The organism is Rhodococcus sp. SORGH_AS_0303 (assembly GCF_030819335.1).
GTDB lineage: Bacteria > Actinomycetota > Actinomycetes > Mycobacteriales > Mycobacteriaceae > Rhodococcoides.
In genome coordinates this window covers 424680-439740 of the sequence record NZ_JAUTBO010000001.1, presented here as the reverse complement: position 1 = coordinate 439740, position 15061 = coordinate 424680, and the positions used below count along the sequence as shown (strand labels likewise).

General features: G+C 68.1%; 14 protein-coding genes. 11 read left to right on the top strand and 3 right to left on the bottom strand.

From position 1 onward, the window contains the following. The first annotated feature begins 122 nt into the window (after window positions 1–122). The 9 genes from QE449_RS02095 to QE449_RS02055 all read left to right on the top strand — a co-directional run bounded on the left by QE449_RS02095 (window position 123) and on the right by QE449_RS02055 (window position 9725). On the top strand, window positions 123–2396 hold the full coding sequence (locus QE449_RS02095) for a glycerol-3-phosphate 1-O-acyltransferase (protein WP_307108102.1): 2274 nt from the start codon (window positions 123–125) through the stop codon (window positions 2394–2396). Then, entirely contained in the window at window positions 2393–3841 is a 1449-nt protein-coding gene (locus tag QE449_RS02090) for an HAD-IB family hydrolase (RefSeq protein WP_222649919.1), read from the top strand. Before QE449_RS02095 ends, QE449_RS02090 begins: the two co-directional genes overlap by 4 nt. Next, window positions 3834–4436 (top strand): adenylate cyclase regulatory domain-containing protein, encoded by a 603-nt coding sequence (locus QE449_RS02085; RefSeq protein WP_307108101.1) that lies wholly within the window; start codon window positions 3834–3836, stop codon window positions 4434–4436. The genes QE449_RS02090 and QE449_RS02085 overlap by 8 nt, the downstream gene beginning before the upstream one ends. Beyond that, a complete protein-coding gene (locus QE449_RS02080; RefSeq protein WP_307109658.1) occupies window positions 4388–4885 on the top strand; it encodes an adenylate/guanylate cyclase domain-containing protein in 498 nt (165 codons plus the stop codon). Before QE449_RS02085 ends, QE449_RS02080 begins: the two co-directional genes overlap by 49 nt. A 9-nt stretch (window positions 4886–4894) precedes the next feature. Then, the gene (locus QE449_RS02075; protein WP_307108100.1) at window positions 4895–5986 is read left to right on the top strand and encodes a spore photoproduct lyase family protein; all 1092 of its coding nucleotides are present in this window, start codon (window positions 4895–4897) and stop codon (window positions 5984–5986) included. 1 nt (window position 5987) lies between these two features. Beyond that, complete coding sequence (locus QE449_RS02070; protein WP_307108099.1) at window positions 5988–6791, top strand: DNA-formamidopyrimidine glycosylase family protein; 804 nt, start codon at window positions 5988–5990, stop codon at window positions 6789–6791. 88 nt (window positions 6792–6879) lie between these two features. Continuing rightward, window positions 6880–7725 carry a type IV toxin-antitoxin system AbiEi family antitoxin domain-containing protein gene (locus tag QE449_RS02065; protein ID WP_222629690.1) on the top strand — a complete coding sequence of 282 codons (846 nt, stop codon included), beginning with the start codon at window positions 6880–6882 and terminating at the stop codon, window positions 7723–7725. Window positions 7726–7835: 110 nt separating this feature from the next. Further along, the gene (gene thrC, locus QE449_RS02060; protein WP_222632266.1) at window positions 7836–9281 is read left to right on the top strand and encodes a threonine synthase; all 1446 of its coding nucleotides are present in this window, start codon (window positions 7836–7838) and stop codon (window positions 9279–9281) included. 9 nt (window positions 9282–9290) lie between these two features. Next, entirely contained in the window at window positions 9291–9725 is a 435-nt protein-coding gene (locus tag QE449_RS02055) for a VOC family protein (protein ID WP_056441082.1), read from the top strand. On the opposite strand, the gene QE449_RS02050 is transcribed toward QE449_RS02055, so the two are convergent. Further along, window positions 9726–10157 carry a MarR family winged helix-turn-helix transcriptional regulator gene (locus tag QE449_RS02050; RefSeq protein ID WP_051613432.1) on the bottom strand — a complete coding sequence of 144 codons (432 nt, stop codon included), beginning with the start codon at window positions 10155–10157 and terminating at the stop codon, window positions 9726–9728. 183 nt (window positions 10158–10340) lie between these two features. Between QE449_RS02050 and QE449_RS02045 the strand changes: the two genes are divergently transcribed. Together QE449_RS02045 and QE449_RS02040 are read left to right on the top strand one after the other, a co-directional pair. Continuing rightward, window positions 10341–12473, top strand: coding sequence for an MMPL family transporter (locus tag QE449_RS02045; RefSeq protein WP_307108098.1), 2133 nt, complete (start codon window positions 10341–10343; stop codon window positions 12471–12473). Continuing rightward, window positions 12470–13075: a lipocalin family protein gene (locus QE449_RS02040; protein WP_027506100.1), complete on the top strand. Its 606-nt coding sequence runs from the start codon at window positions 12470–12472 to the stop codon at window positions 13073–13075. Before QE449_RS02045 ends, QE449_RS02040 begins: the two co-directional genes overlap by 4 nt. 25 nt (window positions 13076–13100) lie before the next feature. On the opposite strand, the gene QE449_RS02035 is transcribed toward QE449_RS02040, so the two are convergent. Both QE449_RS02035 and QE449_RS02030 read right to left on the bottom strand, forming a co-directional pair. Then, window positions 13101–13457: a universal stress protein gene (locus QE449_RS02035; protein ID WP_027506099.1), complete on the bottom strand. Its 357-nt coding sequence runs from the start codon at window positions 13455–13457 to the stop codon at window positions 13101–13103. A gap of 37 nt (window positions 13458–13494) precedes the next feature. Beyond that, window positions 13495–14910, bottom strand: coding sequence for a sugar porter family MFS transporter (locus tag QE449_RS02030; protein ID WP_056441079.1), 1416 nt, complete (start codon window positions 14908–14910; stop codon window positions 13495–13497). Between the last annotated feature and the right edge of the window lie 151 nt (window positions 14911–15061).

The window sequence follows — 15061 nt, the reverse complement described above, 5'->3', positions numbered from 1 at the left end:
GTTCCGGGGCCGGGGCGGCTCGTGAAAGTGGCACCGGGGTACCTGTCCCGGGCGTAGCGTTGCGGACCATCACGTGCACGGCCCACCACCGGTGGCGCATCGGAGGGGGAAGGCGAGCGGACATGTCTCAACTGGATTCGACCGAGCATCCGCTGACGGGGAGATCCTCGTCCTCGGACGATCAGGTCTTCCTCATCGACGCGGTCTCCGACGTCGACGTCCACGCGGCCGACGACTGGATCGACCGCCACCACGGTGACGGCCGTCCGGAGTCGGTCGTCATGACGGGCAAGGCCCTCGACGAACTCACCGAGCGGGCCGGTGGCGCCGATCCACTCATCACTCCGTTGCGGGTGAGCTGGACCAAGGCTCCGCGTAAGGGATTCGGTCTCCGGGTGGGCCGGGCACGCCGCGGTGAGCCGCGCATCATCGAGGGTGAGCCCGCCTCGTTGTCGGCGCTGCGTGAGCGGTTCGAGGCGACGGCCGGCCGCTCCCTGTCGTCCTACATCGCGCGGCAGGCCAGCCTCACGCTGGACAAGGCCGAGCGTGAGGTCATCGGCAGCGAGTACAAGGTGCCGCGCTTCGTCGTCGAGGAGATGACGGAGCGCTCGCAGTTCCGCGCCGATCTGGCGGAGTTGGCGGCCTCGGTGGACACCCCGGTGTCGGCGGTCAATGCTCGGGTCCACGAGATCCTCGACGAGATGGTGGCCACCGAGAACAAGGGTGCCGTCGAACTCTGGGGCCAGCTCGGTGCCTTCTTCTCGCGGGCCTACCGCGTGGAGGTGGACACCGAGAAGCTCGCCGAGTTGCGCGATCTCGACAAGTCGTTCCCCCTGGTCTTCCTGCCGAACCACCGCTCCTACCTCGACCCGCTGGTTCTGCGCCCCGCCCTGCTCGAGCAGGGCTTCCCGCTCAATCACGTCATGGGCGGCATCAACGTCGGGTTCTGGCCCATCGGCCCGCTCGCGAAGCGCAGCGGTGTGGTGTTGATCCAGCGCAAGTTCTCCGACGCGGTCTACAAGTGGACCCTGCGCCAGTACATGAGCTTCCTGTTGAGCAAGAAGTTCAACCTCGAGTGGTACATCGAGGGTGGCAGGTCTCGCACCGGCAAGCTCCGGCCTCCGCGCTTCGGCCTGCTCACCTACCTCTTCGACGCGCTCGAGAACAGCACGGCGGCCGATGCGTACCTCGTCCCGACGTCCATCACCTACGACCGGTTGCACGAGGTCGGCGAGATGGCGAAGGAGTCGCACGGTGCGACGAAGCAGGCCGAGGGAATCCGGATGGCCATCGGGTACGTCCGCGCCCAGGGCCAGTTACGCGGAACCGTCTACCTGCGGTTCGGGACTCCGATGTCGGCACGGCAGTTCCTCGACGAGTACGACGACAAGCGGGTCGCGGTGCAGCGTGCGGCGCTGGCGGTGTCGCACGCCATCAACGAGTCCACTCCGGTGACGCCGGCGGCGCTGGTGGCGATGGCGATGCTCGGCATCGAGGACCGCGCGCTGAACAAGCGTGAGATGTGGTCGATCATCGAGCCGTTGGCGTCGTACATCCAGCAGCGTGGTCTCCCGACGGCGGGTGGGGTGGATCTGACCGACATCGACGTCATGACGGCCGCTGTGCGCGCGCAGGTCGCGGCCGGTGTGGTGCGGCGCTTCGACGACGGCCCGGAGCCGTTGTTCCTGCTCGCGCAGGACAAGCATCTCGTCGCGTCGTTCTTCCGCAACAACGCCATTCACTTCTTCGTGATGCGGGCGATCGGCGAGTTGGTGGTGTTGCGCACCGAGGACTGCCCCACGGGCGAGGTGGCCGCCGACGATCTGTGGAAGTCCGCGCTGGAACTGCGGGACATGCTGAAGTTCGAGTTCTTCTTCGGCGAGAAGCGTGAGTTCGGGGAGCGCCTCGAAGCCGAGGTCGATCTCATCGATCCGCACTGGCGCACCGGTCTCGATCGACCCGGATACGCGCTGAAGTCGTTGCAGTCGCAGCCTTTTCATCTGGCGCACCGGGTACTGCAGCCGATCTTCGAGGCGTATCAGGTGGTGGCCGACCAGCTGCTCACCCTCACACCGGGTGCGAAGTTCGACAAGGTGTCGTTCCTCGACGACTGCCTGGGCGTCGCGCAGTCGCGGCGACTCCGACAGCAGCTCGAGCACAGCGAGGCCATCTCGAACGAGCTCTTCGACACCGCCCTGCAGTTGGCCGACAATCGTGGTCTCCTGTCCACCGAGGACCACGACATCGCTTCCCGCCGTGAGGAATTCGCTGCGGACATCGCGGCGTGGGGACGTGTGAGCAGACGTATCCGCACGATGGTGCACGTGGCCCTCGACTCCGTCGACGGTGCGGACGCACCCGATCGACCAGACAACGCTTCCGGAGGGCACCGGTGACCAGCACTCACCCAGCACACACGTTCCAGGATCTGCTCGACGAGGTCGCACAGGCTCCGAAGGGTCCGGACGTGGTGGCGTTCTTCGATTTCGACGGCACCGTGATCGACGGTTACTCCGCGACCGCCGTGTTCAAGGAACGTCTTCGCCGCTTCGACGTCGACCTGTTCGAGCTGTGGGAGATCAGCAGCGCCGTCGTGGAGATGCGGGTGCGCGGGACCACCGTCGACAACCTGATGGACAAGGCCGTGCACGCGTTGGCCGGCAAGACGCACGACGAGTTGATGGAGCAGGCGCAGCGGCTCTTCCGCTCCGAGATCGCTTCGCAGATCTTTCCTCAGGTCCGCACCCTCGTCGCCGCGCATCGCCGGGCCGGTCACCGCGTCGTGATGTCGACGTCCGCGACCCCGTACCAGGCTCAGCCCGTGGTCGACGACCTCCGCTTCGACGACCTGATCTGCACCCACCCCGAGATCGGGCCGGACGGCGTCCTCACCGGCCTCCTCGACGGCCGGTCGCTGTGGGGTCCGCGCAAGGCCGAGGGGATCGAGGACTGGGCGACGGCCGAGGGCGTCGACACCTCCGTGTGTTTCGGCTACTCCAACGGCATCGAGGACGTCCCGATGCTCGAGGCCGTCGGTCGTCCCGTCGCGCTCAACCCGGACCCCGAACTCGACCGCACGGCGCGTGACCGCGGCTGGTCCCGTGTCCAGCTGCGCAGGCCCACGCGCGGAGCCGATCTGACGTCCACCGTGCGCAGCGTCGCCGCCCTCGGCTCGGTCCTGGCGAGTGCCGGACTGGGTGCGACCCTGGGCGTGCTCAGCGGCAGCCGCCGAGTGGGCGCCAACGTCACCAACGCCGTCGCACCGGAGGTCGCTCTGGCCCTCACCGGCATCACGGTGAACGTGGTGAACGAGGAGAACGCCTGGAGCCACCGACCGGCGGTGTTCCTGTTCAACCATCAGTCCACGATGGACATGATCGTCGTCGCCCGTGTCCTGCGTCGGGACATCACGGCCGTCGCGAAGAAGGAACTGAGCCGCGACCCCCGGTTCGCCCCCCTCGGGGCTCTCTTCGACGTGGCCTACGTCGACCGATCGAACAACGCCGCGGCGCGCGAAGCGATGAAGCCGGCCATCGACAAGCTCCACAGCGGCGTGTCGGTGGCCGTGGCCCCGGAGGGCACCCGCATGCCGACGGAGCGGTTGGGGCGCTTCAAGAAGGGCGGGTTCCATCTGGCCATGGCGGCCGGGGTCCCGGTGGTTCCCCTGATCCTCCAGGGAGCGGGCGACGTGATGTGGAAGTCCTCGTTCACCGCGCACTCCGGCACCGTCACCGTCACTGTGGGAGAACCGATCCCGACGACGGACTGGACGGCGGAGACGCTGGACGAGCACATCGCGGAGGTCCGGGCGGTCTACGAGCGGACTCTCGACCATGCCTGACCAGGGCCCACCGGACGCCGGCCGGCCCACCTTCCGGCAGAACGAGGTCGAACAGACTCTGCTGGGAGAGGAACCCACGTACACCCGCGATCAGGTCGCCGAGCTGGCGAACGTGGATCTCGAACGCGCGCAACAACTGTGGATCGCCATGGGTTTCCCGGTCAGCCCGGATCCGGACGCCGTCATGTTCACCGATGCCGACATCGAGGCGCTGCGCCTGCTCACGACACTCGTCGACGAGAACGTCGTCGAGAAGTCGATGGAGGTGGCGGTCGCGCGGACGCTGGGGCAGTCGATGTCACGACTGGCCGAGTGGCAGGTGGGCGTCGTCAACTCCTACATCCGCTCGCGCATCGCTGCCGACGCCGCCGATCCGGACGCCATTCGATCGGAGGGTCCCGGGTCACCGCCGCGGACACGGTGCCCACCATGGAGAAACTGCAGAACTACGTGTGGCGGCGCCATCTCGCCGCGGTGGCCGGGCGCGCACTGTCCGTCGAGTCGAGCGGGGAGACCGACACGGTGCTCGCGGTCGGCTTCGCGGACATGGTCGGCTACACCTCGCTCACCCGTCGACTCGATGTCTCCGAGCTGACCTCGCTGCTCGAGGAGTTCGAGTCGGTGGCCACGACGATCATCGCCCGCGGCCACGGATCGGTGGTGAAGAACGTCGGCGACGAGGTGATGTTCCAGACCACCGACCCCCGGGACGCGGCACGGATCGCCCTGGAGCTGCACGACGCCTTCGCCGACCGGGACGACGTTCCCGCGCTGCGCGTCGGCATCGCCGTGGGTCCGGTGCTCGCCCGCTTCGGCGACCTGTACGGGTCCGTGGTCAACATGGCCGCCCGCCTGACCAGCAACGCGCACCCCGGCACGGTGCTGGTGGACAGCGAGACGGCCGACGCGCTGTCGGGCGAGGACGAGTTCTACCTCAAGTCGCTACGCCCCCTGCGGGTGCGCGGTTTCAGCAAGCTACGGACCTACGCGCTGCGTCGCAATCGCGATCACCAGCGGGAAGGATCGCGCGACACCGAGCGTTGACCTGAGGTGATGACGGATGCACTGCTCACTCCGACCCGCCTGTGGACACCCCGGCGGGTGATGATCACCAAGTCGGCCGCCGAACTGCCACACACCGCCGAGATCGTGCGGCGGTGCGAGGCGGCGGGTGTGTCGGACATCGACGTCCTCCCGGCGGATCGCCTCACGGGGCTGCGCGGCGAGTCCGAGCGGGAGACCTACGCGCGGGCGAAGTCGACGCTCGCGGTCGTGGTCGCTCCGCCCAGTGCGTTGAAGCCGCAACCCATCCCACCCAGCGCCGACTGGCGCATCGACCTGGCGAAGGGCTGCCCGGCGCACTGCCAGTACTGCTACCTCGCCGGCTCGCTGTCGGGCCCACCTGTCGCTCGGGTGTACGCCAATCTCGACGACGTCCTGGCCCCGATCGCGACGCATGTCGGCCGCGGCACCATCACCAGCGGCACCGCCGAGCGTGGACACGAGGGCACCACCTTCGAGATGTCCTGCTACACCGACCCTCTCGGCATCGAGCACGTCACCGGATCACTGGCCGCCGCTATCTCGCGGGTCGGTGCCGGCGAGTTCGGACCCGGCGCCTCCCTCCGCTTCACCACCAAGTTCGACGATGTCACCGAGTTGGTCGGCCTCGACCACGGCGGGCGTACCCGGGTGCGACTGTCGGTCAACGCCCGCGACATCGGGAACCGTTTCGAGGGCGGCACGGCTCGGATGCCCGCCCGCATCGCGGCGCTGCGTGCGCTCGCGCAGGCGGGGTACCCGGTGGGCGTGACCATCGCTCCGATCATGCCCGTGCCCGGCTGGCGCGAGCAGTACGGCGAGCTCCTCGCCGACATCGCGGCGGCGCTGGCCGACGTCCCGGACGTCGACCTCACCGCCGAGATCATCACGCACCGGTTCACTCCGTCGAGCAAGGACGTGCTGCTGAGCTGGTACCCGGCCACGAAGCTCGAGATGGACGAGGACTCGCGCTCGGCCAAGCGCTCGAAGTTCGGGGGCGTCAAGTACGTCTACCCGAAGGACACCATGGCGGAGATGAAGAGCTGGTTCACCGAGGAACTACGGGACGTCCTGCCCGCGGCGCAGCTCCTGTACTGGACCTGACGTGCCGGAGGGGGACACGGTCCACGCGCTCGCGGCACGTCTGCGGGCGGCGCTGGACGGCCGGGAACTGGCCGAGGGCCGGCTGAACGTCCCCGCACATGCGACGGAGAACCTCGTGGGACGCACGATCCAACGGCACCGGACGCACGGCAAACACCTGCTCACCGATCTCGACGGCGACCTGACGCTCCACACGCATCTGAGGATGACGGGGTCGTGGACCGTCACCGCGCCCGGCCGACGACTGCCCCGTCGCCTCGATCCCGACGTGCGCGTGCGGCTGGCCGTGCGCGACGGGCCCACCGCGTACGGGCTGCTGCTCCCGGTGGTCGAGTTCTCCACCACTCGCGACGTCGACGCGGCGCTGTCGTATCTCGGCCCCGATCCGCTGCACGACGACTTCGACGCCGCGCAGGCGGCGGCGAACATCGCGCGGGACCCGCGCCCGATCGTCGCGGTACTGCTCGATCAGCGCGTCATGGCCGGTCCGGGCAACCTGTGGGCCAACGAACTGTGTTTCCTTCGTGGTCTCGGGCCGTGGGTGCCGGCGTGCGACGTGGATGCCACTCGACTGGTCGCCCTCACTCGCAAGGCGATGCGCCACTCGGTGTCCACCCCGCGGGCCATGCAGGTGACCACCGGAGACACCCGGCCAGGTCGGCAGCACTGGGTGGCGGGTCGCGCGGGCAAGCCGTGCCTGCGATGCGGCACCACCGTCCGCGTGGTCGCCGAGGTGCCGGGAGATCCGGAACGACGGCGGACCTGGTGGTGCCCGCACTGCCAGCCGGGGCCGGAGCGGCCGTGATCCGGTGCAGCCGACCGTGCTGTACCCGGTTCACTGCACCGGATCCGATCCACGGAACTGCCGCGGAGGCGCGCGCGTCCAGTGCGAGATGATCGAGAGACTGCTGGCCGAGCAGGACGGGGTGGTGACCAGCGCGCAGGCCCGCACCGCCGGACTCACCCCCGAGGCCATCGAGTGGCGCGTCCACACCGGCCGCTGGCGGCGCACGAGTCGCGGAGTGTTCTTCGCCGTCGACCGACCGTTCACCGACGACGCGCGGATCCGGTGCGCGGTGTGGTCCACGAGTACGGGCGCGCTGTCCGGTCCTGCAGCCGCGTACTGGTATCGCATGCTTCCGCGGGCCCCGGAGACGATCGAGGTGACCGTGCCCCGGACAGGCTCCGGTCGCGGAATCACGGGTGTCCGGTTGCGGCGGCGCGACCTGCCGAACATCGACGTCGTGATCGTGCGCCGTGTCCTCGTGACGAGGACGCCGCTGACCGTTCTGGAGGCGTCGACGGTGCTGGGCCCCGAGGTCATGGATCGCGCCCTGCAGAAGACGATGACCCTCGACCATCTCCGACGAGCGCACGCTCGCAACCCCGGACGTCGCGGGTACGTGCGAGCGGAGCAGCTCCTGCGCGCCGCCGAGGGCGGTGCCCGGTCCGAGGCCGAACGGCTGTTCCGCAGGATCATGAGATCCGCGCACATCACCGGGCTGCGGGTGAACCTGCCGTACGCGGGCTACATCCTCGACTTCGCGTTCCCGCACGCCAGGGTCTGCGTGGAGATCGACGGGTGGGCCTTCCACTCGGACAGCGCCGCGTTCCACCGCGACCGGATCCGACAGAACGTCCTCAGCAGGGAGTGGACGGTGTTGCGGTACACGTGGCGGGACCTCGTCGAACGGCCCGACGAGGTGGCGGCCGAGGTGCGACGCTTCGTCACCGGCTGATCCGGTGCAGCTAACCGTGCTCTCCACGGTTCACTGCACCAGATCCGGTCCGGACCGGCGGATGTGGCACAGTTGTCAGCCGGGCGCGCCACCGGACGAGAGAGACGAAGATGCAGTATCAGTCGACGCGGGGTCACAACCTGCCCCAGCACTTCTCGGACATCCTCCTCGGCGGCCTGGCCCCCGACGGTGGTCTCTACCTGCCTGCCGAGTACCCGCAGCTGACCGCCGACGAGCTCGAGTCGTTCCGCTCACTGTCCTACGCCGACCTCGCCTTCGAGGTGCTCTCGAAGTTCGCCGACGACATTCCCGCGGAGGACCTCCGCGACATCACGCGCCGGACGTACACCGCCGAGGTCTACTCGAACGGCCGACCCGGCGACGACACGTCACTCATCACCCCGCTGCGTCCACTCGGCGAGGAGCAGGGCACCTCGCTCCATCTCCTGGGGCTGTCCAACGGCCCGACGCTGGCATTCAAGGACATGGCGATGCAGTTGTTGGGCAACCTGTTCGAGTACTCCCTCGCGGGCAGCGGCGAGGAGCTCAACATCCTGGGCGCCACATCGGGTGACACCGGCAGCGCCGCCGAGCACGCGATGCGCGGCAAGAAGAACATCCGCGTCGTCATGCTGAGCCCGCACGGCCGGATGAGCAGTTTCCAGCGGGCACAGATGTTCAGCCTGCAGGACGAGAACATCGTGAACCTCGCGGTCGAGGGGAATTTCGACGACTGCCAGGACATCGTCAAGGCCGTCTCCAAGGACGCCGAGTTCAAGGCGCACCACGCCATCGGCACCGTCAACTCGATCAACTGGGGTCGAGTCGTCGCGCAGGTCGTCTACTACGTGCACGGGTGGCTCCTCGCGACGGACGGGCCGGGCCGGCGCGTGTCGTTCTCGGTGCCGTCCGGCAACTTCGGCAACGTGTGCGCCGGGCACATCGCCCGGTGCATGGGCCTGCCAATCGACCAGCTCGTCGTCGCGACCAACGAGAACGATGTCCTCGACGAGTTCTTCCGCACGGGTGTCTACCGTCCCCGCGCGGCCGCCGAGACCCACCACACCTCGAGCCCCAGCATGGACATCTCCAAGGCGTCCAACTTCGAGCGCTTCCTCTACGACCTCGTCGATCAGGACGCGGTCCGGCTCGGTGAGCTGTTCCGCGCGCTCGACACCGACGGCGGCTTCGACTTCTCCGGTACTCCCGAGTTCGATCGCATCCAGGAGTTCGGCTTCGTGTCCGGCCGCAGCACGCACGCGAACCGCGTCGAGACCATTCGCGACGTGGCCGAGCGCTACGGCGTGACCATCGACCCGCACACCGCCGACGGCGTGAGTGTCGCCCGCCGGAACCTGCGCGAGGGCGTGCCCATGATCGTGCTCGAGACCGCGTTGCCCGCGAAGTTCGCGGACATCGTGCGGGAGGCGCTGGGAACCGAACCCGAGCGTCCACCGGCGTTCGAGGGCATCGAGGACCTGCCGCAGCGCTTCGATGTCGTCCCCGCGGACGTCGATCGCGTGAAGGACGTCATCGTGGAGCACACCGGTCGTTAGAGTCGAGCGATGTCGATACGACTCGAGAACGTCGGGATCGCGGTACGCGACCTCGACGAGGCCATCGCATTCTTCACCGATCTGGGTCTGACACTCCTCGGCCGTGACACGGTCCAGGGCGAGTGGGCCGACACGGCGGTGGGTCTCGACGGCAATCACGCCGACATCGCGATGCTGCAGACGCCGGACGGGGCGGGCCGCATCGAGCTGTTCCAGAACCGCCATCCCACCATGATCGAGACGGAACCGACGCTCCCGCATCAGATCGGCATGCACCGCGTCGCCTTCGAGGTCGACGACCTCGAGCAGGCTCTGGCAGTGGCCGCTCGGCACGGCTGCCACCCGTTGCGCGGTGTCGCGAACTACGAGGGTGTCTATGCACTGACCTACGTGCGCGGACCCAGCGGCATCATCGTCATGTTCGCTCAGAAGCTCGGGGCCTGATCACCCGGTGCTCTTGATCTCCTGGTGGTAGGTCTGCATGGCGTCGGTGAGAGCTCCGAACACACGGTGCGCCGCAGCGAGATCCGTGTCCGGCAGCGCGGACAGCGACTCGTGGACGTGCTGTCCGAGCGGGCCGAAGAACTGCCGTGCGACGTCCATTCCCGGCTCGTCGTAGCGGAGGATGACCCGCCGTCGGTCCCGCGTGTCGGGTTCGCGGCGGATGTGACCCGACGCGATCATCCGCTCCACCAGATACGTCATGGCGGCGGAGGAGAGTCCGAGGAGAGAGCCGAGCTCGCCCGGCGACACCGGACGTCCACCGACATCGGCGACCATGATGTGCAGCAGGGCTCGGAAGTCGTTCGCGCTGAGGTGGTGTCGAGAGCCGAACACACGGCCGAGCTGATCCGACTCGGCTGTCATGGCGCGCATGTCGGCGGCGATCGTGGATTCGAGATCGCGCCGGGCACCGTCGGCGTCGGTCGCGTCGGACCGCTCCGACCGTTCGTGTGCTGACACAGATTCTCCTTCGAAAACTCGGGTGTCAGCGTACTCGCCGGACCTCCGAGCGATGTCTCAGTTGCTTAACGATCAACTAACTGAGACACTTTTCCGGTGAGCGACAACTCTGTGTGGAACCGCGTGGCCGGCCTCGTCTCAGGGCCTCGGTCCTGGATCGTCGCCCTGCTCGTCGTCCTTGCCGCCGGCGCGCTCATCGGCGGCGTCGGGAGCAACTCCGCTGCCGAGAGTTCACCGACATCGCTCCCCTCGGACGCGGAATCGGCACGGGTCGACGCCCTGCTCGAGGAGTTCCCCGACTCCGACCTCTCGCCGGTGATCCTCGTGGTGACGCGCGCCGACGGCGGCGCCCTGTCCGAACAGGACCTCGCCGACGTCGCTGCCGCGAGGATGCGGATGAACGGTGTCGAGCGCGGGGTGGACGCGGGTGCGCCCGACTCCCCGGTCGTTCCCGCACCCGACGGCGAGGCGGCCATCGCCCCCGTCCAGGTGTCGACGTCGGAGTCCGGAACGGGACTGGCCGATCTGGTCACCGAGCTGCGCACCGCTGCCACCGGCGGCCTCCCCAACGGGTTGACGGCGCAGGTCACGGGCGGTCCCGCGTTCGCCGCCGACATCGCCGACTCCTTCTCCGGGGCCAATGTCACGCTGCTCGGCGTCACCGCGCTGGTGGTGGCCCTGCTGCTGATCGCCACGTACCGGTCACCGGTTCTCTGGCTCGTGCCGCTCGCCGTCGTGGGCTTCGGTGACCGGGTCGCCTCGACGGTCGGCACCGCAGTGTCCGGGCTCACCGGGCTCTCGTTCGACGGCAGCACCTCGGGCATCACCAGCGTCCTGGTGTTCGGCGCCGGGACCAACTACGCGCTGCTGCTCATCTCCCGGTACCGCGAGGAACTGCGCCGCGAGAGCGACCACCGGGTCGCCCTCCACCATGCCGTGCGACGCGCCGGCCCGGCCATCGTGGCGAGCAACGCGACGGTGGTGCTCGCGCTCCTGACGCTGCTGCTGGGCACTCTGCCGAGTACGCGCAGCCTGGGCGGTCTGGCCGCGGCCGGTCTCGTGGTCGCCGCCGTCTTCGTGCTCTTCGTTCTTCCGCCACTGCTCTCGCTGTTCGGCCGGAAGCTGTTCTGGCCGTTCGTTCCTCGCGTGGGCGATCCCGAGCCGACGGACAAGGGCGTGTTCTTCCGCGTCGCCAACGCCGTCGGTCGTCGACCCGGCCGCGCCGCGGCGGTGTCGCTGGTCGCGCTGGCCGTCTGCATTCTCGGCCTCGTCGGAACGAACGTGGGCCTGTCGCAGACCGAGCAGTTCCGCGTCACCGCCGAATCCGTCACCGGCATCGACACGCTCGCCGAGCACTTCCCGGCGGGGCAGTCAGATCCGACCGTCGTCGTCGCCCGGACCGCGGCGGCCTCGGAGGTCGAGGCAGCGCTGCAGGACACCGACGGCGTGGTGTCGGTGTCCCGAACTGCGGACTCCCGGCCCGGCACCTCTAACACCGGTCTCACCGAGTGGTCCGTCGTGCTCGACGCGGAACCGTCCTCCGACGGCGCGTTCGCCGCGGTCGAGAACCTGCGTGCATCTGTCGCTCCGATCACGGGTGCCGACGCTCTGGTGGGCGGCAGCGATGCGCAGGCGCTGGACACGTCCGATGCCGCAGCTCGCGACCGCCTGGTGATCATCCCGGTGATCCTGCTGGTGGTTCTGCTGGTGCTGTTCGTTCTGCTCCGGTCGGCCCTCGCACCCCTGGTGCTCGTGGCCACGACGGTGCTCAGCACGCTGGCGGCTCTGGGCATCGGCAGCTGGGCCAGCGAGAACATCTTCGGCTTCCCCGCCCTCGGCGACAACGTGCCGCTGTTCGGGTTCCTGTTCCTCGTGGCCCTGGGTGTGGACTACACGATCTTCCTCGTCACCCGGGCACGTGAGGAGACACCGTCGTACGGGACGCGGACGGGCATCGTGCGCGCCGTCGCGTCGACGGGCGCGGTCATCACCAGTGCGGGCATCGTGCTCGCCGCGGTGTTCACCGTGCTGGGCGTCCTGCCACTCATTCTGCTCACGCAGCTCGGGATCGTCGTGGGCCTCGGCATCCTGCTCGACACCTTCGTGGTCCGCACGATCGTGATTCCGGCCCTGTTCACCCTGATCGGTCCCCGCATCTGGTGGCCGACCGAACTCGACCCGCACTCCGAAGACAGTCCGAACGCCACGAAAGAAGGAGTCACCTCATGATCCGCAGCATCATCCGCACGGCAGTCGCCGGAGCGTTGGTCACCGGAGCTCTGCTCGCCGGCGGCAGCGCCGCGTCCGCGCAGCCCCTGTTCGAGCCGCTGCAGCCCATCGCTCAGCTGGACGTCCAGCGCTACGCGGGTGACTGGTGGCAGATCGCGGCCGTCCCGCAGCCGTTCAACCTGAACTGCGCCAAGGACACCCGGGCCAACTACCAGGTGCTCGACCCCAGCAACGTGCGCGTGCAGAACAACTGCACCCGCTGGGACGGCGGAGCCAACGAGATCATCGGCAACGCCCGGGTGAACGATCCGGTCACGCAGGCGCAGCTGCACGTGAGCTTCCCCGGCGTGCCCACCCAGGACAATCCCGAGGGTCCCACCAACTACATCGTCACCTACATCGCCGACGACTACTCGTGGGCGTTGGTGGGCGACCCGTTCCGCACGTCCGGCTTCGTCCTGTCGAGGTCGCCGCAGGTGAGTGCCGATCAGTGGAAGCAGATCCGGAGCGTCGTCGAGAGCCGCGGCTACAACGCCTGCCTGCTGTTGACGTCGCCGACCACTCAGGGCAGCAACGAGATCCGCCCGCTCTGCACCGTCTGACCTCCGCCACCGCTCACCGTTCGGCTCAGCTGGGTCGAACGGTGAGCACCGGCACCGGTGACGTCATCAGCAGACGCTGACTGACGCTGCCCAGCAACGCCTTTCCCACCCGACTGCGCTTCTTGATCCCGATCACGAGTCGCGTCACCTCCGGGTGCGCCTCGATCTCGTCGATCACCGCGATCACCGGGTCGCGGTCCTCGCGCCCCGCCCGGTCGATCACTCGCACCGCCACGTCACCGCCCACGTCGCTCGTGTCTAGCGCGCCGAGGGTCAGATTCACCGCGATCACGTCGGTCTCGAGCATGCGCGCCTCCGACACCGCCTCCGACAGCGCGTGTCGGCCCTCGTCGCTGTCGGTCACTGCCACCAGTACTGCCATGATGTCTCGCCGTCCTTCTCGAAGTGGGGTGATCGTGTCAGGAGTACTCGCGGCGGAACCGGGCCTCGAGTTCCTCCAGGCTCTGACCGCGGGTCTCCGGCACCTGCGTGATGATGAAGACCAGGGCCAGTATGCCCAGTCCGACGAAGATGAAGAACGTCGGCGCGATGCCGAGCGCGTCGACCACCGGCGGGAAGGCCAGTGCGACGGCAGCATTGGCGATCCACAGCATGAACACGCAGACACCGATGGCGAAGCTGCGAATCTTGAGCGGGAAGATCTCTGCGAGCATCAGCCAGACCAGCGGCCCGATCGTGCCCTGCATGCAGAAGACGAAGAGCACGACGAAGACGAGGATGAAGTATGCCTTGGCGGTGCCGTCCGGCAGCAGCAGTGCGGACAGTCCGACCAGGAGATGGAAGAGCGTCGTCAGTGAGAAGCCCGCGATCAGCATCGTTCGGCGATCGATCCGATTCATGATGAGCAGGCCGACCGTGATGCCGAGGACGCTGAAGAGGCCGTTGAGCGTGTTCGCGATGATGGCGGAGCTGCTCGAGAATCCGGCGTCGCCGAGGAGCTGGGTGCCGTAGTACATCACCGAGTTGATGCCCGTGAACTGTTGGAACACACCGAGTCCCACACCGATGTAGATCAACCGTCGGATCCACCGCACCGACAGGTCGGCCGCGCCGCCGGTCTGCGAGAGCTTCTCCTCCTCGGCCAGCGCGTGCACCTCGGCCATCTCGGCCTCCGCACGTTCGGGGGACCGCACCTGCTTCAGCACCGCCAGGGCGTCGTCGTCCCGGCCCTGCGAGACGAGCCAGCGCGGACTCTCGGGCATCCGCAGCATGCCGAAGAACAGTGCGAACGCGGGCAACACGGCGACCAGCAGCATGTAGCGCCAGACGGAGTCGTGCTCGCCCCAGATGTTGAAGATGAGGGCGTTGATCACGAAGGCCGCGAACTGGCCGCTGACGATCATGACCTCGTTGCGCGTCACCAGGGAACCGCGGCGCTCGAACGGTGAGACCTCCGAGAGGTACACCGGCACGGTCGCGGACGCTCCGCCGACCGCGAGGCCGAGGATGAAGCGGAACACCGCCAGCACCTCCCACGACGGGGCGAGAACGCAGCCCAGAGTGCCGAGGACGAAGATGCCGGCCAGCATCAGGATGTTGTGCCGACGGCCGTACTTGTCCGACAGTCGGCCCCCGACCAGTGCGCCGATGGCCGCCCCGAAGATGAGGATGCTGACGACGAAGCCCTCGGTGAAGGCCGTGAGCGACAGGTCCTCCTTCAACGGCTCCAGCGCGCCGTTGATGACGCCCGTGTCGTATCCGAACAGCAGGCCACCGAAGGTCGCCACCACGGCGATGACGCCGAGGCGACGCGAGTGGGGACCGGGTGCGTCCGGCGGTAGTGCACTTCCCGTGGTGCTGACTTGCGAAGACATGACATCCCATCGTCGGCGTGGCGGGTCCGAGCCGCCCAGCGACGCTCGAACCATGTCTGTATGTCTTAACATAGTTTCCGCGCCCTGAGAAGTGGATCACATCATTTTCCCCTCGACACCGGTATATCTCTCAGTTATTCAACTATTCAGA

Excerpts from the sequence above, each read along its gene's own strand:
- QE449_RS02050 (WP_051613432.1), bottom strand. The coding sequence starts at position 10,157 with ATGCGCGCCATGACAGCCGAGTCGGATCAGCTCGGCCGTGTGTTCGGC.
- QE449_RS02035 (WP_027506099.1), bottom strand. The coding sequence starts at position 13,457 with ATGGCAGTACTGGTGGCAGTGACCGACAGCGACGAGGGCCGACACGCG.
- QE449_RS02080 (WP_307109658.1), top strand. The coding sequence starts at position 4,388 with ATGGTCGGCTACACCTCGCTCACCCGTCGACTCGATGTCTCCGAGCTG.
- QE449_RS02055 (WP_056441082.1), top strand. The coding sequence starts at position 9,291 with ATGTCGATACGACTCGAGAACGTCGGGATCGCGGTACGCGACCTCGAC.
- QE449_RS02095 (WP_307108102.1), top strand. The coding sequence starts at position 123 with ATGTCTCAACTGGATTCGACCGAGCATCCGCTGACGGGGAGATCCTCG.
- thrC (WP_222632266.1), top strand. The coding sequence starts at position 7,836 with ATGCAGTATCAGTCGACGCGGGGTCACAACCTGCCCCAGCACTTCTCG.
- QE449_RS02085 (WP_307108101.1), top strand. The coding sequence starts at position 3,834 with ATGCCTGACCAGGGCCCACCGGACGCCGGCCGGCCCACCTTCCGGCAG.
- QE449_RS02030 (WP_056441079.1), bottom strand. The coding sequence starts at position 14,910 with ATGTCTTCGCAAGTCAGCACCACGGGAAGTGCACTACCGCCGGACGCA.
- QE449_RS02065 (WP_222629690.1), top strand. The coding sequence starts at position 6,880 with ATGATCGAGAGACTGCTGGCCGAGCAGGACGGGGTGGTGACCAGCGCG.
- QE449_RS02040 (WP_027506100.1), top strand. The coding sequence starts at position 12,470 with ATGATCCGCAGCATCATCCGCACGGCAGTCGCCGGAGCGTTGGTCACC.
- QE449_RS02075 (WP_307108100.1), top strand. The coding sequence starts at position 4,895 with ATGACGGATGCACTGCTCACTCCGACCCGCCTGTGGACACCCCGGCGG.